At 49.8% G+C, this 22,716-nt stretch carries 13 protein-coding genes; 6 read left to right on the top strand and 7 right to left on the bottom strand.

Going from position 1 to position 22,716, the window contains the following annotated elements; genetic code table 11:
- Positions 1 to 5: 5 nt before the first annotated feature.
- The 4 genes from NYE29_RS08640 to NYE29_RS08625 are packed head-to-tail and all read right to left on the bottom strand — an operon-like array spanning position 6 to position 4,661.
- Positions 6 to 1,541 (bottom strand): lipopolysaccharide biosynthesis protein, encoded by a 1,536-nt coding sequence (locus NYE29_RS08640; protein ID WP_340895414.1) that lies wholly within the window; start codon positions 1,539 to 1,541, stop codon positions 6 to 8.
- The gene (locus NYE29_RS08635; RefSeq protein WP_340895412.1) at positions 1,531 to 2,673 is read right to left on the bottom strand and encodes a polysaccharide pyruvyl transferase family protein; all 1,143 of its coding nucleotides are present in this window, start codon (positions 2,671 to 2,673) and stop codon (positions 1,531 to 1,533) included. Before NYE29_RS08635 ends, NYE29_RS08640 begins: the two co-directional genes overlap by 11 nt.
- Complete coding sequence (locus NYE29_RS08630; RefSeq protein WP_340895410.1) at positions 2,670 to 3,725, bottom strand: glycosyltransferase family 2 protein; 1,056 nt, start codon at positions 3,723 to 3,725, stop codon at positions 2,670 to 2,672. The genes NYE29_RS08635 and NYE29_RS08630 overlap by 4 nt, the downstream gene beginning before the upstream one ends.
- Before the next feature lie 30 nt (positions 3,726 to 3,755).
- Complete coding sequence (locus tag NYE29_RS08625) at positions 3,756 to 4,661, bottom strand: glycosyltransferase family A protein (protein WP_340895409.1); 906 nt, start codon at positions 4,659 to 4,661, stop codon at positions 3,756 to 3,758.
- A gap of 405 nt (positions 4,662 to 5,066) precedes the next feature.
- Here NYE29_RS08625 and NYE29_RS08620 point away from each other — a divergent pair, with 405 nt between their 5' ends.
- Entirely contained in the window at positions 5,067 to 11,312 is a 6,246-nt protein-coding gene (locus NYE29_RS08620) for a cadherin-like beta sandwich domain-containing protein (RefSeq protein WP_340899650.1), read from the top strand.
- 96 nt (positions 11,313 to 11,408) lie between these two features.
- Here NYE29_RS08620 and NYE29_RS08615 read toward each other — a convergent pair whose 3' ends face one another.
- A complete protein-coding gene (locus tag NYE29_RS08615; RefSeq protein WP_076114261.1) occupies positions 11,409 to 12,284 on the bottom strand; it encodes an aldose 1-epimerase family protein in 876 nt (291 codons plus the stop codon).
- Positions 12,285 to 12,498: 214 nt separating this feature from the next.
- On the opposite strand from NYE29_RS08615, the gene NYE29_RS08610 reads away from it, so the two are divergent.
- From NYE29_RS08610 to NYE29_RS08595, 4 genes are all read left to right on the top strand, one after another.
- The gene (locus NYE29_RS08610; RefSeq protein WP_340895406.1) at positions 12,499 to 13,725 is read left to right on the top strand and encodes a Zn-dependent hydrolase; all 1,227 of its coding nucleotides are present in this window, start codon (positions 12,499 to 12,501) and stop codon (positions 13,723 to 13,725) included.
- Positions 13,726 to 14,040: 315 nt separating this feature from the next.
- A complete protein-coding gene (ald, locus tag NYE29_RS08605; protein ID WP_340895405.1) occupies positions 14,041 to 15,174 on the top strand; it encodes an alanine dehydrogenase in 1,134 nt (377 codons plus the stop codon).
- A gap of 247 nt (positions 15,175 to 15,421) precedes the next feature.
- Entirely contained in the window at positions 15,422 to 16,690 is a 1,269-nt protein-coding gene (locus tag NYE29_RS08600) for a PucR family transcriptional regulator (protein ID WP_340895403.1), read from the top strand.
- Positions 16,691 to 16,799: 109 nt separating this feature from the next.
- Positions 16,800 to 17,522, top strand: a complete 723-nt coding sequence (locus NYE29_RS08595) for a protein-glutamine gamma-glutamyltransferase (protein ID WP_340895401.1) — start codon at positions 16,800 to 16,802, stop codon at positions 17,520 to 17,522.
- Between the two features lie 5 nt (positions 17,523 to 17,527).
- Here NYE29_RS08595 and NYE29_RS08590 read toward each other — a convergent pair whose 3' ends face one another.
- Both NYE29_RS08590 and NYE29_RS08585 read right to left on the bottom strand, forming a co-directional pair.
- On the bottom strand, positions 17,528 to 19,153 hold the full coding sequence (locus NYE29_RS08590) for a response regulator (protein WP_340895399.1): 1,626 nt from the start codon (positions 19,151 to 19,153) through the stop codon (positions 17,528 to 17,530).
- A complete protein-coding gene (locus NYE29_RS08585) occupies positions 19,128 to 20,981 on the bottom strand; it encodes a cache domain-containing sensor histidine kinase (protein WP_340895396.1) in 1,854 nt (617 codons plus the stop codon). The genes NYE29_RS08590 and NYE29_RS08585 overlap by 26 nt, the downstream gene beginning before the upstream one ends.
- Before the next feature lie 147 nt (positions 20,982 to 21,128).
- Here NYE29_RS08585 and NYE29_RS08580 point away from each other — a divergent pair, with 147 nt between their 5' ends.
- Positions 21,129 to 22,595 carry an ABC transporter substrate-binding protein gene (locus NYE29_RS08580; RefSeq protein ID WP_340895395.1) on the top strand — a complete coding sequence of 489 codons (1,467 nt, stop codon included), beginning with the start codon at positions 21,129 to 21,131 and terminating at the stop codon, positions 22,593 to 22,595.
- Positions 22,596 to 22,716: the final 121 nt, after the last annotated feature.

Genomic DNA, 22,716 nt, shown 5'->3' with positions numbered 1-22,716 from the left:
TCCGCTTAAGCCTGCCCGGCCGTAACCTTGCGCTTCAGCTTGAGCTTCGTACGGAAGCCTTTGAGATAACCCAAGGTATAGAGAAATACCTCGCGTTCCATCAGCGATCCGACCAGGAAATAGATGGGCAGGATGATGATGCCGAGCAGCACAGCCCACAGAATCACACCGGTGTATGAGGTGATGCTGAGGTCGAGCTTGGTGGTGACAAAAACGATGGCAGCGAAGACCGCAACATTGGTCAGCCATCTGCGGAAAGTGATCCATGGACTGCGCTCCAGCAATACCCGGCTGGCATACACGACAATATCAATGGAACGGTACAGCAGGGCGGCGATGGTGCCCATCAGCACGCCATAAATTCCGAAGAAGATGACGAAAATGATCGAAGCCCCCAGATTGATCGCCGACTCCATAATAGAGCGGAACTGGGTGTTTCTGAAATGTCCGGCAATCGTAATGATATTGTTGGAGGTGGTGCGGGCATTGGTCAACAATTTAATCACCACGAATAGAACCGGCAGCCAGGCATTAATATAGTTCACATCGTTGACGCCAGCCGTGTACAGTTTCATGAACGGCAGGATGATGATATAGACAACGGTCAGAATGGCAAAGATGAGACCCATGAAATAGACCTCGTAAGCATCATAGAACTTCACGAAAGCCTCTTTGCCCTCATGGTAGCTCTGGCCCAAGGCGGCCTTTATGCTTCCGTTGACCGTCTGGACGATGTTGTCGACAATGGTGAAGATCATGTTGTACATCACGTAGATGCTGACGATCTTCAGGTTCGTAAATATAGTCAGAATCAACACGTCCGTATTGCGGAAGATGAGATAGGAAATCTCATGCACCATAACCGAGTTCTTCTGGCCAATGGCTGCAAAATCCGGCTTGTGGCTGAGGTCGATCCACTTATAATATTTCTTCGAATAGAAATAGAAAGCGACGATCTGCAGCAGGGTGAGCACGAAGAACGAAGCCTGCACGGCAATGATGTTCACACCCTGCAGCAGCAGGATGATCCGCACGACATTGTTCAGAATATTTGCGATGGTGACGATGGACGTCTCCACATAGCTTTTACCCTCGGCGATCAGCAGAATTCTGAATTTGCCCTGGAAGTAATAGTTGATGGCTCCGCCCAGACCCGAGAATAAAATAATCGCCATGATGCTCACTTTGTTGATCTCCGAGTGGATGACCAGCGGATAAATGACTGCAAGCAATACGACGGAGATAAAATAGTACATTCCCGTTTTTTTATAATAGCTGGAGGTTGCTGCGAGAATCGAATTGATATGACCCCGGTCATTGATGGCTATCGGCTTATACAGAGCCTGCAGGGAAGCTGCACCGACCCCGGCTTCAAGCAGAGCGAAGTAACTGATGATCTGCACGATGGATGCAATGAGACCATTGGCTTCCGAGCCGTAGTTGACCATAATCAGTCTTGGAATGAAGAAGCCGAGAATAATTGTGATTACCTGGCTGGTAAGGCCAAAGCCGAGGTTCAGCAGGCTCCGTTTAGCTTTCATAGCTTCTTCTCCCTTCCATAAACGGTGCCGGTGACAGATAAGCGTCCAATTGTTCAAAATGCTTCTCTGCCTGATTTGCCTGCAACGTCACGTCAAGCCGGTTAGTGGCCATACTGTCATACACCTCTTCCGGCGTAAGCTCGGACAAATGGGCGAAATCGGTGTATTTTCCGGTAAAATAGGCATCCTGCATGACATTGACCATCTTGCTGCTGTAGGCCACCGGGAAGACAGGTTTGTTAAACACCCAGCCGAGAATCATCGCATGGAACCTGGAAGCGACAATACAGCTGGCACCTGCCAGCGCGGCGAGGATGTCATCTATGTTTGTTTTATAGAGGTGAACATGGGTCTGCTCCTGAAATTCTGCCGGAATCAGACCGATAATCTGCCCGATGGCTTCCTGGTCGCCTTCATGCTGGCAAAATGACATGAAATGCACGGCATAACCCTGCTTGATGAAATAGACTGCAACAGCTTTCATTTTTTCATAATAGAGGTTGTCAAAACCGCTTAAGTTCTTGGACGACGGCTTAATCACCGAAATCGCAATCGTTTGGCCCGCTGGAGGTTTTTGTCCGGATGAGGTTTCGTTTGCGTTATATTTCAGCTGGAAGATAATATCCGGAGCCATTCGGACATTGCCCAAATCCTTAAATAAATCATAGGAGTATTGCTCTCTGAAAGAGACGTCGGTATATTCCGGGAAAATCCGCCGGTGCACCTGGTAATACTCATCATCCGTAAAGGGACCGAAATTGGCGCCCATCAAATAATACGGCTTGCTCTTGTTGCGCATGGCTTCCGCGTTCGCCACATATTCCGCCCAGTGTTCTCCCTGCATAAAAATAGACCCGCCGATATGTACGGTTCCATCTGACTGATCACCCAGAAATCTCTGCAGAAAGTTGTTATGCAGCTTTAATTTTCTGAAGACATAATTAATTCCCCGGAACAGGACGGAGTCCGAAGCATAGACCTTGAGGTTCTTGATATCCTTGAATACCAGCTTATATAAACGGGGAGCAATGATCATAAAACGGGTATCCGGATACCGTTCGCAGAGTACCTTGATAAACAAGTCATCGCCCAAATTGAATTCTGTATATGCGCTTACCATCATCTTCTTCATATCTTAATTTCCTTTCTGGTGATCATGGTTTTGAGCTTATGTTTGAACTGGAGCCAGCTTCTGTCCATGTGGATCAACCGCGCATATAAAGGCGGGGAAATTAAGAAGGCTTTGATTCTAAAAGCGAGCTGTCTGTCATCCCCGCTGTAGCGTTTCATAATGAGCAGCATCTCGTGGTTCAAATGAGGGTAGGTCTTCTCAATGTCATGAAGCAGGTCACGCATGCGGATTCCCGAAGTGCCGTTCAGGCAGGTCTTGAGATTGTAAAAGTAGTTCTCCGTCATCTCCCGGGTCAGGAGGAGCTCCGAGATGGTGCTGGCCTCACTGAAGGGATGGGCTTTGAAGTATTCATCCACCCGCTTGAAGGCAGCGACGACATCGAATTTGTTCACATTATACGTGCCTGTAATGGATGACGTCCTTTGCACATAATAGGACAATACGTCGGGGATCGAGATCACCCGGGACGCTCTGGATAAGGCTTTATAGATAAATTCCTGATCCTCTCCGTTCACACAGCGCTCCGTGTAGCGGATGTCGTTCTCCAGGAGAAAGCTCCGCTTGAAGGCAATGCTTCCGGTCCAGATTCTCAGGCTTTTGTGTACAAAAATATTCTGCAGCGCCTCGCTTCCCGTAGTGTCGGACTGACCGGAAGTGAAGCTTACAATTGTCGACTGATCCTCCCGGACGAGGTTGTAGCCCCAGCAGACCACATCGGGATCCGTGGACCGCGTGGCGCCCTCGATACTCAGCACCAGGCTGCTGTCGGCGTAATCGTCTCCGTCCAGGAACAGCACGTAATCTCCTGAAGCTGAAGCCAAACCGGTGTTTCTTGCGGCACTCACTCCGGAATTGGGAGTGCGGATCAGCTTCGAACGCAGATCAGGATGCTTCTCCAGGAAGTCAGCGGCTACCTCATACGTCCGGTCTGTTGAGCCGTCATCGACCATAATCAGCTCGAACCTCTTCCCGCTCTGTTCCAGGAGTGAGAGCAGCAGAGGTGTTAAATAACGTTCTAAATTGTACATGGGCACTACAATGCTCACACTCATGCGGCCACTCCCTTCCTGAGGTTTGATGGATTAACCGGCGGTTTGCCTGGAAAATATTTCTCTCAGCCCTTTTTTGTAGCCGCTGATGGCAGCTGTATTCTTCTTAGGCTGTTCCCGCAAAATCAGATAGAGCGTCGTCCAGACCAGGGCGAGATAACCGACAGGTCCCGAACGTTTATCCTTGAGCAAATGCACATGGTTCAGCACTCTCATATAAGCTACATTCTCAAGATTGTCTCTGGAGGCCGGGGACTCATGATGCAGAAGTTTAAGTTCGGGATTGATATAAAGGGGGCCGGAACCTTGCGCGATACGGGACATAAGAATGTCTTCACCGACGCTGTAGCTTTGGAGCCAGGGGACGGGTTTGAGGTCTTGAATGGCCTCTTTCTTGAAGGACATGTTGCAGCCGTGCTGGAACTCTGTCTTGAAGATCTTCCGTGCCTTATGCCAATTGTACATGGAGCCGGCCTGGCCGCTTAAGGAAAGCTTGCCGCTCGATAGAGATTGCTGGAAGGAGAGCAGACAGCGGATCGTGCCGAGGAAGCTGTTGCGCATCCCGATGGCGACCCCGCCGACACCTGCGCAGTTCGGATGGTCGAGGTAGGTTTGGATTAAAGTGGCCAGATAATGATCGGGGATTTCGACGTCGTCATCAAGGAAGAGGATCTTGTCCATGGTAGACAGCTCCACCGCCTTGATTCGGGACAGCCATAATCCCCGTTCAGTTTTGCTATGGTACGAAAGGGGATAACCGCAACCGGCCAATAAGGCTTCGAACCCCTTGAGGGTTCCTTCGGGAATCTCTCCGTCATCAATGATAATGACCTCTATAGGATACGTCCGGCCTATGCTTTGTTTAGTTATAGAATGAATGCACCGTGTCAGGTCCTGTACCCGGTTCCTCGTGCAGATAGCCACTGACAATCCTTGCATATACTCCACTCCCTTATCCGATTCTCCCATCTATATTAATCATAATAATCTTGGGATTATAAGCTAACTTAAGCTTACTATTGGCAGAGAAAGGTTGTATATACTACTTTAGTTTACTTATTGACCACCATGGAGCAGTTTGTCGAAGGCGTAAAATGTCCTGACTAAATGGTTTTGGGACCTAGCGGATGCTTCTCCGAGTAATTAGTAACATTTTTTTTGAATTTAACAATAAATTCTATAAATTCGACATAATCAGCGCTATCTAAAATTCCGATAATTAGATTATAAGCGTTTTCCAGACTAAGCCAGGGAGGGCAGAACAGACATAGTTGAACAGCTAGGACATCTTAGAAAAATGGGGCTGAATTTGTGGGAATAAAAAGAGGATCAAAACACTTGATCATGGCTTTGGTTGTCATCCTGATCATTAGCAATTTTTACGCTATACCCTATGTTGCTCAGGCACAGACTTCAATACCGCTGGATACCATTCTTGAGGACACGCTGGAACCTGCGGGGAAAAACATTTCAGATTTAAATCAAAGCGGAGTTGGCATCACCGAGGTGGATAACACCAACGGGCAATGGCAGTACAAAAACAACTCGGGCGTATGGCTGTCGATTGTAGCTCCTGATCCGGGCAAGATTGTTGTGTTAGGCAGCGGTGTAATGATCCGGTTTGTTCCGAAGAAGGATTGGAACGGAACTGTAGGCATCAAGTACCGCGACTGGTTGATTCCAGCGGAATCCAGCGGAAATCCTCCTAACTATGTAAATGTGAATGAGACCTATACAGGAAAAGAATCGGCTTTTGGGGAATTTGAGGAAACCGCGCAGGTCAAAGTCCTGCCTGTTAACGATACTCCTTATATTTCCGAGTCTGGGGGCAATGATTACCTTGATTTTGACGGTAAGGGATACGTAACCCTTCCGGATCTGGACATATATGCTAATTCCCTCACGATTGAAACGTGGGTGAATGCCAGCAGTGCTCCGTCATGGGGGCGTATCTTTGATACCTCTCACGGTCCTGATAATTTTAATTTGCATTTTACCTTTGAAGGAAATACAGGGAGAATAGCACTTGAAGCGTTGCCGCAAAAGGGTACCAGAGTTAAAGCTTACCTGGTGCGGACAACGGAGCGATTGCCCTTGAATCAATGGGTTCATGTGGCCGCCGTATATAATCATGTGGAGAAAAAGGCCTATATTTACTGGAACGGGATTCTGAAAGGCAGCGGATTTATGGATCTGACGGACATGGCTAAAGCCAAGGCGCAGAATTCCAATCTGCCGAGAGCTTATAACTATATAGGGGAGAGTACATGGTCCCAGGATGCCAATTATACGGGGGGCATGAGAGACTACCGGATATGGAATAAGGCAAAGACCCAGGCGGAGATTGAAAGTCAGATGAACACTAGTCTGAGCGGATCTGAAGCGGGTCTGATGGCCAACTACAAATTCAATAATCCAAGTGATGGAGCGGTCGCCAAGGATTCCTCCACGGGAGCAAGAAATGGCAGCATCGTAAGTGGCAGATGGCAGTCCGACACAGGGTTCAACACCAACGTGGTAACACCGGTGAATACTCCTGTATCGAAGCCGTTTAAACTGACCGATGTGGATGACGGCGACATGCTGACGCTTTCTGCGGTCTCGTCGAATACGGCCCTTTTGACGAATGGCAATATTACCTTTTCAGGTGAAGGCCCGGAAAGAAGTATCCATCTTACTCCGGCAGCAAACATGACAGGCACCTCCACCATCAAAGTCACAGTAAACGATGGAATTACTTCAAGCAACAGCAGCTTTTTATTGAGTGTTGTGGCCGGGAAATTTGATCTTAAATTCATTTCGCCCTCTGTGGGTGTGATGGCACCTGCTTTTAACCGGGGGATTATCTACAATAAAGTGCATGTTCCCAACAAAAGTGGAAGCAGTCCGAACAACAGTATCGATATAAATGTAGGAGCGGTGAATCCCGCTGATGTAAATGTAACAGCGTACGCAGACAATGGATCTGGCGTCACGGTAACGGGCTCCTACCCTACGTTTACTGTCAGCGGCCTGACTGTGGGTGTATATAAGCCCATAAAGATTAAAGTAGCCGATAAATTCTCATCCAATTTTAAGGAATATCAGCTTGATATCATCCGTTATCCGGGAAATGATGCCAATCTGGCTGTGGCGAATGGACTGGCCTTGTCCAACGGCGGACAAGCCATTGCGCTGTCCCCAAGCTACAGCAGTAATACGTCCAACTATACCGCTACCGTCGAAAATGATGTAAGTTCGGTTAAAGTGGACGTGAAGAAGTCGAATCTGTTCTCTACAGCGACATTAAACGGTGGAGCTATTGGTTCTACGGAATCTATTGATGCCACTGGGAATGTCAGCTTGGCCTACGGGAAGAATCTGATTTCCGTTGTAGTAACGTCAGAGGACGGAAAAACAAAGAAAACCTATGAGGTTGTGATTGTTAGAAAGCTGTTGGGGGATGCTTCTCTGACTAATCTGACCGCTTCCCCGGGTGGACCGTCGCCAATCTTCAATACCAATCAGGCGGACTACACAATGGAAGTCGCAAACGCAGTAACGACTGCGGAATTTACTCCGACAGCCGCATTAGGTGCAAGCGTTAAGGTGAATGGCGTGGATCACCCGAGTGGTACGCCTTTTCTCATTACGGGTCTTGCAGCAGGGAATAACAAGTACTTGATCGAGGTAACGGCACAGGATGGAGTGACGAAGAAGTCATATAGTCTGGTTATTTTGCGTGCCCCTTCGGATGTGGCAGATCTTTCGGGATTGACCGTCTCTTCGGGAACGTTGTCGCCTGCCTTTAATAACAATGAGACGGGGTATTCGGTTGAGGTTGCTAATGAGGTGTCCTCGCTGGAGCTTACTCCAAAGCTTCTGGATGCTGCGGCAAGCCTCGTAGTGGACGGCAATATTCATATTGATGATACTGCCTATACTAAGAACTTAAATGTTGGTTTGAACACGGTTGAGATCGTGGTTACTTCACAGAGCGGTGTCCGTGTAAAAACAACCCTCGTAAATATTATCAGAAAGGCTTCTTCCAATGCCGATCTGTCCAGTTTGGTCCTTTCAGAAGGAATAGTCGATCCTTCTTTTGACAAAAATCAAACCGGATATGGTGTGACCGTGGCTAACAGTATCTCTCAGCTTACGATTACTCCTACTCCTGAGGATGCAAACGCAGAGGTCAGCCTGAATGGAAATGTAGCGGCGAATGCTCAGCCAAGACTGGTAAATCTACAGGTTGGTGTCAACGAATTCAATATTTTGGTCAGGGCTCAGGATGGGATAACGTCAAAGAATTATGTATTGACGATTGTCCGTGAAGCTTCCTCCGATGCGGACTTGACCAATATCACTTTGTCCGGCAAAACATTATCGGGAGGTTTCGACCGCGGAACTTCAACCTATTATGAGTATGTGCCGAACAATGTTACCAGCATGGCAGTTGCAGCAATTACAAGTGATGAACAGGCAACCTATACCATCAATGGGCTGGAGTCGGCAGGGGGAGTGCCTATTCCTTTGAATGTAGGAGAAAATGTAGTTACAGTAGTTGTTACGGCCGCTGATAAAGTGACAACCAAGGAATACACGGTAACTATCGTCCGTGCAGCTTCGTCAAATGCGAATTTGCTCGAGTTGACGATGACTGACTTATCGGATAATGCGATCACCCTTACATCCGTTCCGGGTACTTTCAATTATAGCGGCACGGTCGAGGATGAAGTTTCTGTAGCTAAGCTAAGTGCAGTTGTTGATGATGCAAATGCAAGTACCTCCGTATTTGTGAATGGGGTTTGGATCGAAGACCTGAACGCTGTGCCTCTGACCACTGGCTTGAATGTTATTGAAGTCAAGGTCACGGCTCAAGACGGAAGCATGCAGGTATACACCATTAATCTGGTGCGAAATCCAAGTAAAGATGCAACTCTGCTGAATATGACGATTTTCCCTGGCGAATTAACACCGGTTTTCCAGGCAGGCATCGGTGATTATTCAGTCAATGTGGACAACAATGTAAGCAACGCCGATTTTTTAATTAGGACTAATAATGAGCTGGCAACCTACATCTTGAAGAAGAATGGAACCTCTGCCGGCGTAACAGGCGACCGCGTAGCACTGGATGAGGGCACGAATCAAATTACAGTAGAGGTTACGGCTGGTGATGCCAGCACTAAAAAAACCTATTCCGTTACTGTGAATCGTGCCATTCTGCCGAAGGATTCCTCTCTTACTGATTTGACCGTCAGCTCTGCAAGAGGAACAGAAGCTCTGAATCCCCAGTTCTCCGCTGAAGTCTTCAAGTACTTCTTGTCGGTACCCTATGAAGTGGATCGGGTTGAACTGGATGCTGCCAAAGGGGACATGAATGCACAGATAACCGTAAATGGTGTCACGGTAGATAGTCCGATGCCTATTTCGCTGGTGGAAGGGCTGAACATCGTAAACCTGAAGGTTACAGCTCAGGATGGAAAGACAGAAAGTGTATACAAGGTGGAAATCACCCGACAATCACGTTCGTCTGATGCTACTTTAGGGAGTATCAGTGTAGATGTCGGAGCTTTGGACCCCACCTTTGATCCTGCCGTTTCCGGTTATACGGTAGAGGTAGGAAATGATGTGAACTCCATCGTCCTAAGTCCGATAGTGGCTGATGGAAAAGCGAAAAGCCAAATCACTGGAAGAGACGGGGCCTCTCTAGATAATCTGATTGAAGGGGACAACGTATTTGATATTCAGGTCACTGCTGAGGATGGGACTGTAAAGATATACACAATTAAAGTTATCAAGGCCCAGCCTGTAGCTACACCAACACCAACGGTGACACCAACACCAACGCCGACGGCAGAACCGACAGCTACGCCAACGGCAGAGCCGACAGCTACGCCAACGGCAGAGCCGACAGCTACGCCAACGGCAGAGCCGACGGCTACGCCAACGGCAGAGCCGACGGCTACACCAACGGCAGAGCCGACAGCTACGCCAACGGCAGAACCGACGGCAACGCCAACGGCAGAACCGACAGCTACGCCAACGGCAGAGCCGACGGCAACGCCAACGGCAGAACCGACAGCTACGCCAACGGCAGAGCCGACGGCAACGCCAACGGCAGAACCGACAGCTACGCCAACGGCAGAACCGACGGCTACACCAACACCGGCCACGCCAACAGCTGAACCGGCGGTACCTGTCGCACCAATTGCGACAGCGTCGACAGAGCGGATAACCGTGAAGGTAGAATCAGGACAACTGGGCCAAGGTTCTGTGCTGGCTGAAACGGTTATCCAACGCACGCGGGATTCAAGTGGAATCCTGCATGATGTAGTCAACTTAACCACGGATCGGGTGGAGGAGGTTGTCCGGAAAATTGCCGGATCCTCGGATAATACGGCCCGGATCATGATCCCTGATGAGAAGGATCAGGTTGCGGATATTAATGTAAATGTTCCTAAAGATGCGATTAAGACACTCGGCGACTCCAACGTGAACATGGAGATCTTCACGGAGAACGTAAGAATTCTCATATCACAATTATCACTGGATAATTTCACTGAAGATCTATATTTCCATGTAGTGCCGATTAAAGACCAGACGTTGCGCAAAGAGGTCGAAGACCGGGCAAGAATCGAGCGGATTGTCAGAGAAATAGCAGCTGATAAACAAATTGATGTTGTCGCCCGTCCCATGACTATCGAGACCAATATGCAGAGCAGACCGGTTACATTAACGCTCCCTCTGCGTGACGTGCAGCTGCCAGCCAATCTCTCGGAAAGAGAAGACTTCCTGTCCAATCTAGTCATCTTTATCGAACATAGTGATGGCGACAAGGAACTGAAGAAGGCGAAGGTTGTTGATTACAAATCCGGCGAACTTGGCTTGCAGTTCGAGGTGAACAAATTCAGTACCTTCACCATTCTGAACATGGAAGGCTGGGAGGAGTATTTGGCGGCAACAGAGGCAGCGCAGCAGCAACAACAGCAGCAGCTGAACCAACACAAAGCCTTCATCAACGGCTTTACAGATGGAACCTTCAAGCCGAACCATTCTATTACCCGTGCGGAAATGGCCGCGATTCTGGCGAGAAACCTTGGCTATGACGCATCCGCTGCGCCAGCTGCTGCCACTTACCCGGATGTGAAGGATAGTCACTGGGCGAAGGGTGCGATTCAATTCGTCAAGGAGGCAGGGTTGATGCAGGGTAACGATAAAGGCCTATTCCTTCCGGATGCCCCTATCAGCCGCGGAGAAATAGCTGCCGTTGCATCGAGATACAAGAAGCTGGACACTACGGCTATTGCATCCGGCAGGTTCAAGGATACGGCTAGCCACTGGGCGGCCAGAGAAATTGAGGCCGCAAGCAAGGCTGGCATTCTCAATGGCTATGAGGACGGTACGTACCGTCCAACCGGTAGCCTGACACGCGCTGAAGCCGTAAAGGTTGTCAATCGTTTGTTCGGACGCGGACCGTTATACGGTGTCACCACACCAAGCTGGCCCGACGTACCAACGACACACTGGGCTTATACTGAAATTGAGGAAGCTTCCAATAACCACACGTTCACTGTGCGGATTGAAGGTGGAGAAACGCTTAGTCAATAAAAACATATAAGTACGAAGAAGGCCGTAGCCCATCAGTGGGCTAACGGCCTTCTTTTTTGCTGAAAATACGGAAAGGTGTTATGAAGCGTGCAGGTATTAATTAATTTCTATCGTCAGGGAGCTGGCGAAACGTTCTCCTGGCGACAGGGTGACAATGCCTTCTTTTTCCGAAAGCTCGCCTTCGAAGACATCAATGTCTGCGAATCCCTGCCAAGGCTCGATGCAGACAAAGGGTGCATTCAGCGGCTGCCAGATGCCGAGATCCGGGAAGCCTTCGAAGGATACAGCAACGCTTTTTCCGGTAAGTCTGCTTTTCAGCGTGATCTGCCGGGAGTTCACATTCTGGAAAATAAGCGCGCCGTCCTTGAACATTTCATGGGATAATGGAAGGCTGCGCTCTTCCCTCAGCACAGTCTCCGATTTACCGCTGATCCGAAGTCCTGCATCATTCAGGAACTCCCGGTCGAGGTTTTCGGTTTCGGAGAACTCGAGCACATAGTCGCTGAAGCTTCCGTTCTGATCCAGCGGGCAGTTGAATGCAGGATGTGTGCCGAGCTGGAAGGAAATGCTGCCTCCATCAATGTTCTCCACCCGGTAATCCAGCTTAAGAGTGCTATCGTTCAGCGTGTATGTAATATACAGGTTGAATTGAAACGGATAGCTGGACAGGGTATGCTCGCTGCTGGTGAGAAGGAAGACCGCACGGGACTCGTCCGCTTCAACGACTGTAAATTCGCTGCGTCTGGCAAAGCCGTGGTTGGCAAGTTTATACGCTTGTCCACCAACCTTGATCTCTCCGTTCCGGACAGCCCCGATAATCGGGAACAGCACCGGAGAACGGCCTGTCCAATAGGCGGCATCGCCGCTCCATATATATTCAGTGCCTGTGTCTTTTCTGGTGAAGCTGACAAGCTCCGCTCCAAGGGTACTGATCTCAGCCTGTGCTGAGCCGCTGCGCAAAATGGTGTTCATAAGATTACTCCCCTTTCACATGGTTGGCCAGCCCGTCTTCCTTGCTGACAGCTCATATTCTAACAGACTTCCTTAGCGGCGTTGTAACACATCGTGAACAATTCGGAAAAATAATTATTACAGTGTGTAAAATGACAATCTGACGCAATGGTATAACATATATAGAAAGCAATGAATCTGTATAAGTATGCGTTCAAAATGGAGGGATAGGCCCATGCAGCTTAAGCAAATATTCGTGAACGGTGAGAGATTGAAGGATACGATTGAGGCCTTTGCCGATTTTGGGCGTACGGACAATAACGGAGTTACCCGGTTGTCGTTGTCGGAGCAGGATGTGAAGGTGCGGAATTATTTCGCTACGTGTTGTGAGGAGCTGGGTATGTCGGTCAAAGTGGATGATATGGGCAACATGTACGCCACGCTCGCAGGAACGGAAGCAGGGCCGCCTGTGGTGATTGGCTCGCATCTGGACACGGTCAAGAAGGGCGGCCGCTTCGATGGTGTGCTTGGCGTCATAGCCGGCCTGGAAGTAGTACGCACTCTGGTTGACCATGGCATCAAGCCCCGGCTGCCGGTGACGGTGATGAATTTCACCAATGAGGAAGGTGCACGCTTCGAGCCTTCGATGATGGCCTCCGGCGTATTGTCCGGGAAGTTCGACAAGGCGGAAATGCTGAAGAAAAAGGACCCGGAAGGGACGACCTTTGGAGAGGCATTGGAAGCGAGCGGCTATGCGGGAGAGGCTGCGAACCGGATCAAGGAAGCGGCTGCATATCTGGAGCTGCATATCGAGCAGGGACCTGTGCTGGAGAGAGAGAATCTCGCCATTGGCCTGGTCGGCTGTGTCGTAGGCATGGCCTGCTATGAGATTGAAGTGACGGGTGAATCGGATCACGCCGGAACTACGCCGATGGATATGCGCAAGGATGCCTTGTTTGCCGCCACCGACCTGATTGCGGAGCTGCGGAGCAAGCTGGGTGTGCTGGATTCGGAACTGGTCTATACGATGGGCAGAATGAACGTGTTGCCTAATATTCATACGGTCATTCCTAATAAGGTGATTTTTACCGTCGAGGCTAGACATAAGGCTATGGATATTGTTCGTGAAGTTGAGCATATTATAGGCGGCCTGCCCGAAGAGCTGCTGGAGTGTTCGGTGTCCAAGACCAAGCTATGGGGCCGCGATACCGTGTGGTTCGATCCGGAGATCTGCGCTTTGACTCAGCAGGCAGCAACGAGACTGGGCTACAGCAGTAAAAAGATGGCCAGCGGAGCAGGGCATGACGCCCAATTTGTGGCTGGTTTTCTGCCATCGGCAATGATTTTTGTGCCCAGCGTGAACGGGAAAAGCCACTGCGAAGAAGAACTTACCTCCTATGAAGAATGCGAAAAAGGGGTAAATGTTGTACTGGAAACAGTACTGGCTATATTATCTAAGTAACCGATGTAATAAAACATGACACATAATTTGAATTTCTCTTAAATCCTTCCTATAAGCGGAAAGTTCCCCATCTTCTTAACAAAATAATTCAGTGCGAAAGACACCTGAGCTGGTGTCTTTTTTTGAGCGCGGGGTTCACCGGTTTGCTATATACACCAACGCTTTGGTAAAATGATTAACGGATGTCCATCAGCTCCATTGTGTAAAAACACAATCATGGCAGATAAAGTTTTTATTTTTTACCAAATTGTCTTGAGAAATCACATGTTATAATTCTTTACATAAGAGAAGCGCATAAGACGGGAGCGATTAACGATGATTATTGGTGTACCCAAAGAGATTAAAAACAATGAGAACCGCGTAGCCATTACCCCTGCCGGAGTAGTCAGCCTGGTAGCCGAAGGACATAAAGTGCTGGTGGAAGCCGGAGCAGGAGCAGGCAGCGGATTTCTGAATGAAGAATATGCCGCCGCCGGAGCGGAGCTAATCACTGAAGCTTCTGCCGTATGGGCAGCCGCCGAAATGGTGATGAAGGTGAAAGAACCGCTGGAAAGCGAATATGGCTACTTCCGCCCGGGCCTCATCCTTTTCACTTATCTGCACCTGGCTCCGGAGCCAGCCCTGGCATCCGCCCTCAAGGACAAAGGCGTCTTCGCCATCGGCTATGAGACAGTAGTCCATGAGCGTACCCTGCCGCTGCTTACGCCAATGAGCGAAGTGGCCGGACGGATGTCCGTGCAGCTCGGGGCACAATTTCTGCAAAAGAACTACGGAGGACAAGGCATTCTGCTCTCTGGTGTTCCCGGCGTCAGCAGAGGCAAGGTCAGCATTATCGGCGGTGGGGTAGTCGGCACAAACGCAGCCAAAATGGCGATTGGCCTGGGGGCGGAAGTGACGATTGTTGACCTCAGCGCGGACAGACTCCGCCAGCTGGACGATATCTTCGGCGCACAGATTAATACGCTAATCTCCAATCCTTATAACATTGCCAAAGCGGTTGCTGAAGCGGATCTGCTGGTCGGCGCAGTGCTGATCCCGGGTGCGAAAGCTCCGAAGCTGGTCACTGAAGAAATGGTTAAGTCGATGAAGCCGGGCTCCGTCATTGTTGACGTGGCGATTGACCAAGGCGGTATCGTTGAAACCATCGACCGGGTCACCACACATGATAATCCGGTATTTGAGAAATATGGTGTACTGCACTATTCGGTAGCAAATATGCCGGGCGCTGTAGCCAAAACCTCAACGATTGCATTAACCAATGTTACAGTTCCTTATGCGCTGCAAATTGCCAATAAAGGGGTATTCCAGGCGATTGAGGACGATGCCGGCCTGAAGAGCGGTGTCAACGTGGCCAATGGAAAGATTACCTGCCAGGCTGTAGCGGAAGCTCTCGGAGAAGAGTACTTCACGGTAGAGAAAGCATTAGAACAAGAGTTCACTCTGATCTAATATATAGAACCGAAAAAAGAGCAGAAGGTTAATCTTAAGCAGTCCGGTGAAATTGCCGGGCTGTTTTTGTTGCCGGGTTTGGGGCGGAAAATCGAAAATTTGAGGGGAGTTAGCGATACGCTCATCATTTACTTTAGGACATGTTAGGTTTTCTTTCATCACCCTATAGTCAGCCGCTGCCCGGAGTACTATAATGTAATCACTCTATAGCGCAAGATTCGGCTATTCTTCAGGTTGGGGTGGGAATATGACAAATTCAGAGCCAATATTTGACCGTTTTTTTGACAGTATGGAATCCTTGGCGGATACTCTCAGCGAATCGCTCCAGTCTCAGGTAACGATTGAAGACAGCAACCACCATGTCATCGGGTACAGCTCCCATGAGTTTGAAAGCGACCCGGCCCGCATCTCTACCATCATCGGCAAACGTGTTCCGAATACAGTCATTATTGGTCTCCGGAAAAGAGGCGTGATGCATCAGCTGGAGAACGCCGCACATCCGATCCGTATTCCGGCGGTTATGGAGGTTGGGCTTGGACCCCGGCTTGCCATGTGCATCAAATACCAGCAGGAAATCCTCGGTTATATCTGGGTTGTGGACCGGGGTAATCTGGCCTCAGGTCATGCGGAGAGCATTGTGGAGAAGGCCGCCGGCATCGCCGGGCGTTATCTGCTGAAGCAGCGCGGGTGGAAGATGAAGCAGGACAAGACGCATGAAGATTTCTTCTGGAAGCTGCTGACCTCGCACTATGAAAATGAGCCGCGCATCCGTCAGGAAGCGGAGAACGGGTCGATCCTGTTGCCGGAAAGCTACTTTATCGGCGTGCTGGAGAGCAACCGGGTGATCGACGAGCATTTTCTGCTGAGGTTTCGCCAGATGATGGACACCTATGCCGGGCAGCGCCTGCTGTTTTTGACGGCGGAGCAGAACCGGCTGATTATTTTGTTTTCGTTTCTTTTTCCGGTAGAAGGGACAGAGAGGCTGGCTTCATTCGTGCACAAGCTGATCCGCGATATGGGCAAAAGCGAAAGCTGTACGCTAGCGGCAGGCTGCAGTCCGGGATACCGGGAATATACCTCGGCAGCTGTCGCCTACCAGGAGGCACTGTCCATTCTGGAGCTTAAAAAGCTGCTGCCCTATCATGCCCGCGAGCTGCTGCTGTATGAGGAAATCGGCTTTTGGGCGTATATTCCGGCCATTATGGAGCAGAAACGCAGCATGACCCGCCGAAGCGCACTGCTGTATCCGCTGAAGGAGCATGACCGTGAACACAAAAGCGATTTTCTGAAAACGATCGCCGTCTACTTGTCGTTGAACGGCAATCTGAAGGCGTCCGCCGCATTTCTGCATATCCATACCAACACATTAATGTACCGGCTGAACCGGATCGCCGAGATTACGGGCAAAAGCCTCAAGGAGACCAATTACCGGACCTCTATCTATCTGGATATCCTGACCGAAGAGACCGCACAGGTGAACCGCTGGTTTCTGGAGGAAGCCGGCAGCTCCGAATAAAGTGCCTGAAGTTTATCTCGATAAATTTCAGCTGCCCCGCACCAACTGAAGTCCCGACACGTACAATAACCTATATTTTGTGAACTTAAGATGAAAGGGGCAGTGCAGAATGGGGATTGGATATGGACCCGGAGATCCGTCGTTTGAACGGAGCATGCGGGCGGGGATTATCGCGGCGGCGGAATCCATGAATGCCGGCGGAACTGACTTTTCCAACTTTAAGAACTCCCGCTGCAATCCGAGGTATTGGACCCGTACGGACAACGGCGGATTTCAGTTGAAGGAAGGTGTCGCACCCTCGGCGGCAATCAATGATATTTTTGAGAACGGATCTCTCTATGCATTCGAATGCGCGATGGCTATGGTGATGATTCTTTATAAAGCGACGATCGGGGCGATCGGGGAAGCTGCCTTTGACCGGCATTTCGGCGACATCTTCCTGTGGGACTGGAATTATGACAGCAATCTGCAGATGATTACTACCTTCGAGAAGTCTGATATGCTGCCAGGTGATGTGGTCTATTTCAAGAATCCCGACCATAACCCGGATAAGCCGGAATGGCAGGGGGAGAATGCGATCATGCTTGGGGATGACCGCTACTATGGGCATGGGCTGGGCATCAAAAGCTCGGCGCAAATGATTGCCGCACTCAACCGGCACAGAGTGCCGGGAAGCCGGATTTCTGCTTATTTTACCGACGAGGCGCTGCATCCCAACTTTGCCTATATTAGTGGATTAGCGATGAGGGCGGCTGTCCCTACGCCGGAGAACAAGGGTGCCAGAAACACCATTTTCTCCAGGATAGGTGTGAAATCCTATATTTATAAATAGCCGGATTACGGCGTCTCTTCCTGGTCGGACCGGTATTTGAGCGGGTGGACGCCCACGGTTTTCTTGAACACGGTGCTGAAATAATGGGGGTTCTCATAGCCCACCCTTTCGGAAATTTCCATCACTTTCAGATCTGTAGTCTGCAGCAGCTCTTTGGCTTTGCCCATGCGGATCTTGGTGATGTAGTCCGTGATCGTTTCACCGGTTTCTTTTTTGAAGATCAGGCTGATATAGTTGGGGGTCAGAAAGACCTCCTCTGCAATCCTGGAGATGGACAGCTCCTGGGCATACCCTTCCTGCACGATACTCCGGATTTTGTTGATGGCTCTGCTGTTCTTTGAGGTGTTTTTGCCTGCCACATATGTGCTTAGATCATGAAAAAGAGAGAGTATGTAGCTTTTGAGTCCGGCAATATTTTTCTGGATGTAGAGTGTATCCATGATGGTAATCCGGTCATTCAGCACCCGTTCGATTTCCTCATCAATTTCATACAGGGCTCTTGCAGAAGTGAAGATGATCTCCGCACAGATGCTCTGTACATAACCAATTTGCAGCTTGGGTCCTTCAAGCATGGTGAACAGGGTTTCCAGCAGCTCCATTACTTTGTCCGTATGGCCTGCCTTGAGCTCATTCATCAGCTGGGCATGGAATTTATAAAAAAAAGTGCTCTGCAGCGTTTCCGTATCGGGCTGAATATCCTTGATATGGAGAATGGAAGCATGGCCGGTATAAAATTTGTAAGCCAGCGCGGCCAGCGCATCTTTATAGGAGTTCTCGATTTGTCCGGCGAGCATACAGGTTCTGCCGATGCCAATCGAGGCGTCAAGACGCAGATATTCTTTGATACTGGCGATAATCTGCTCGCAAAGGCTTGAGATGGAGTCTGATGCAGGCTCCTCCCCCGGACAAAAGATCATAATAAACTCATTCTCGCTGGCTACAAAGCCGATTCCGCAGGGGTGGCTGTTCAGGCACTCGCTCATAATATTCTGGATGGAGAAATAGAGCAGCTGCTTATACTCCTCCGTGAATTTGTCTACTGCCGCCCCGTAATCGTCAAGCTGCAATACGCCTACCGTCAGTGGGTTTTTTCGTTTAAAAGGAAGGGCGAAATAGTCGATCTTCTCCCAGATCTCCCCTTCATTGCGGTATAGTCCGGCGATCAGGTTCTGCAGGAATTTCTCGCGGATCAGTGGCATATTGTCGTGCAGCTGCTTCTTCAACTGATTCAAATTCAGCTGGTTATCTCTTTCGTGGTGAATCCGGGCAATGACTTTATGAAAGATGTCTTTGACTTCACCCAGTTTAACCGGCTTTAGAATATAGCCTTCGGCATTAACCTTCATCGCACTTTGGGCATAGGAGAAATCCTGTGCGCCGCTGATGATGATGATTTTGGTTGGACAACCGGCGGCCTTCAGCTTCTCGGCGACCTGAAGGCCGTTCAGAAAGGGCATCATAATATCGGTGAACAGAATATCCGGAGTATGCTTCATACATAATTCATAGGCCTCCTCGCCGTCTGCCGCCTCACCGATGACCTCAAGGCCGAACTCCTCCTGCCACTTGAACCCATGGATCAGACTGCGGCGGATAAACGGCTCGTCATCCGCTATGATCATCGTCAACATCTTCAATCACCTCATCCCAAGTAGTAACGACCGGAAACCGGATCATAGCCAGTAGGCCTGCCTGATCTTCGGTGTTGGCATAATAACGGATGCCGTAGGACTCGCCAAAAAACTGCTGGATTCTCATATGCACATTGCGGATGCCATAAGACTGGTTGCCTTGCTGATCGGTAAGCAGCAGGTTCAGCCTCTCCGGGTCCGCCCCTACGCCGTCGTCAAAAACCGATATGCAAAGGACATCATGGGAAGAGTCCACCCTTATGCGGATTGTACCTTTTCCCCGCCGCTGCTGGATTCCGTGAATAATCGCATTTTCCACGAGTGGCTGGATACTCAGCTTCACTACGAGGCATTCCTCCAGCAGCCGGGGGTCGGCTTTCTCCAGCTCATAGGCGAGCTTATCCTGAAAGCGGAATTGCTGGATTTCCAGATAGCTCTCCACCTGCTTCAGTTCATCCCGCAGCGGGATGATGTTCCTCCCCTTGCTGAGGCTGTACCTGAAGAAGTCGGATAAGGAGGTCACCATATGACTGATCTCGGGGACATCATGATTGATGGCCAGCCAGTTGATCGAATCCAGGGTGTTATAAAGAAAATGGGGATTGATCTGGGCCTGCAATGTTTTTAGTTCGGCTTCTTTTTTGCGCAGCTCAGTGACATAGAGCTTGTCGATTAGTGCCTTGATTTGCTGCAGCAGCTTGTTATAACGGTTGAACAGATAGGAAAATTCGTCCTTGCGCCGGTAGCGGATAATGATGTTGAAATTCCCGCTTTCGGCATGTGACATCGACTGGATGAATTTGCGTATAGGAGCAGAGATATTCTCCGACAGCAGCAGGGCCATCATCAGGGATACCAGCATGCATATGCCGATGACGACATACATCACCCGCCGGAACGAGGCTAATTCTCCATTCAGTTCGCTTATGGGCGAGATGGAAAGAATGGTCCAGCCGGTGGCTTTTATTTTTTTGTAGCTCACGAGCATATTTTCGCCCTGAATCACATGATGGAAGGAATGAAAGATGCCGGGGTCTGCGGGTTCGGCAGCCATTTTGCCATAATAATCCTGTGTGCTGATGTTCTGGCCGATCAGGGTCTCCTCGGGGCTGATGGCAATAGTTCCGGTCTGGTCTGCAATATAAATCCTGCTTCCCGTCGTTGGCTTATAGTGCTCCAGCAGTGTGCCGAATTCCGTCACGGGAATATCGATGGTGAGCAGCCCGACATAAGGCAGCTGGGCATGCCGTATGCCAAACAGACGCTTGGCGAATTTAAGCGTAAACCGGGAGTCCAGCGAACTTAGGCCGACCACGGTGAAATCGGATCTGGCCGGTATGCCGAGATACCATGGCTTCAGTGAGATCTGGTCGATATTAAAGACCCGTCTGGAGAAGTTGTATTGGGTATATTCCGGGCGGTTCAGCATATACAGCATAGGGACAAAGCTGCTTCCCGGGGTCCCGTTTGCAGGGAAGTTCTCCAGCATTTTGTTCAGGGCAGCCAACTCATTGATAATGCCGGTGCTGTCGGTAGGCCGGTTGGAAGAGATCAAATCTGCGAATTCGGTATTGAGGTAAAGGGAGACCATGGAATTGTTGGCGCTCTCGAAGCGCTGTGCCAGATTATCCTGTACAAGATTAAGATTGTTCTCAATCGATGTATTGACATTACGGGTGATGATATCCGCCGATTTATTGTAAACGGTAATGGAGATGATCGTGGTCGGGAGAAGGACAAGGAAGAGAAAGTAGAGGATGAGCCGGCTGCGGATGCTGAAATTGTACAGGAAGAGGGTTTTGGAAAGAGTATCAAATAGTTTTTTCATTTGAATCCTCCTCTGGCCCTGTGAATATTCTTCCTTGCCATTTAACGGATATTATTGGAATATATTAAATACTGAACGAGTTTAACCCAATAGCTGGTATCCATTGTAAAACGCGATAAGTCTTGATGTCAACGCAGGAGGTGCACGGTGAAACGAATCCTCTTCCTAGGAATTGCCTTGGTCCTTTGCGGGCTTGTGGCCTATGCTGTCGCTTATGACCGTCCGCTGCTGGTTGATTTCGCTTCGGAGCCTGCGCCTGAGGCAGTCCCGGTTACCCAGATCAGAATTGCACTATATGACTGGACGGAGAACCTGGAAGTGAAGAATGCGATCCATCAATACAATAAGAGCAATCCAGACCATATTGAGATTATAATCATGAATCTTTCAACGGATGTCTATGGGGATACACTGAACATGCTGATGACATCAGGTCAAGGGCCGGATGTGTTCAGCGTCGATAATGGCTGGCTGGCGACGTATGTGGAGAAGGGGTATCTGGCCGAATTATCTTCTTTTCTGAATCCCGGCGATTTAGACAGGTTCCCGGTTTGGGCGAGAGACTTTGCGGACAGTTCGCTGTATAAGGGCGGTATTTATTTTATGCCCTCCAGTATTGAGACGGTACGGTTGATTTACAACAAGCAGCTGTTCCGCAATGCCGGTCTTGATCCGGAGCAGCCGCCCGTTACGTTTGCGGATATGGAGCGGTTCGCCGGGAAGATCAGCCAGGCCGGGGTCGGCGTTAATAAATACGGATTTGGCCTCCCGGCGGGAGACAGCCAGTATAGTCTGCAGACGGGACTTGAGATGTCGAGTACCTACAGCGGGACTTATCTTTATAATTACCGCACCGGCCGCTATGATCTGAGCGGTTATGCCCCATGGCTGCAGATGCTGCTGGATATGAAGGCACAGGGCAGCCTGTATCCGGGAGAAACCCTGCTGAAGCGCAACAGTGCCTTGCGGCAGTTCGCCGATGGCAATATCGGGATGATGTATGTAACGAGCAAAGATTATGTGAAATTGCAGGAATATATGCCAAAGGATGACTGGGCAGTGGCTTTGCCGCCGGTAACATCAGCAGCCCAAAAGGGGGCCGGAGCTTTGATGATGATTCCACATTCTCCGCTCGTTGTGAACAGTGCTGCTTCTAACCGTGAGGCGGCGGTGAAGGTCTGGGAATTTCTGCAATCGAAGGAGTTTTTGACGATTTTATTCAAGCAGGCACTGGCGCTGCCGGTGGTTGACGGCATTCTGGAGCTCCCCAACATGGCTCCGGGGCTGGGGCATTTCTCGGAATTTTATCCTGCCGCAGAAGATTCAATATATCCGCTTTCCCCGCAAATCATGGACCAATATGATCCCAATACGGTTTCGATCGAACCGCGGGACTCGGGCGACCGTCCGCGGATGCAACTGTACCTGCAAATCCTCTCCGGGGAGAAGGAGCTGAAAGAGGCGCTGCGCAGCGAGACGCAGCGGCTTAACCGGATGCTGGATATCGCGGCTACCGGGTATTCTTTTAAGCATGAGGAGTATATTTATCCCGAGTTCAACCCTAAAGACCCGCTGAAGGGTAACAGTCTGGAGAATCTGTTAAGTGAGGATTAGGATGGAGAGAGTAAGCTGCTGAAGCAGCAGGCAGGAATGTATGTGAACTGAAAATGTGCTGTATTGCGATAAGAGACTGTGCTGAAGCCGACTGGGGCTGCGGAACAGTCTCTTTGTGTTT

This window comes from Paenibacillus sp. FSL M7-1046 (assembly GCF_038007405.1).
Classification (GTDB): Bacteria; Bacillota; Bacilli; order Paenibacillales; family Paenibacillaceae; genus Paenibacillus_AQ.
This window is presented reverse-complemented; position numbering and strand designations above follow the sequence as displayed.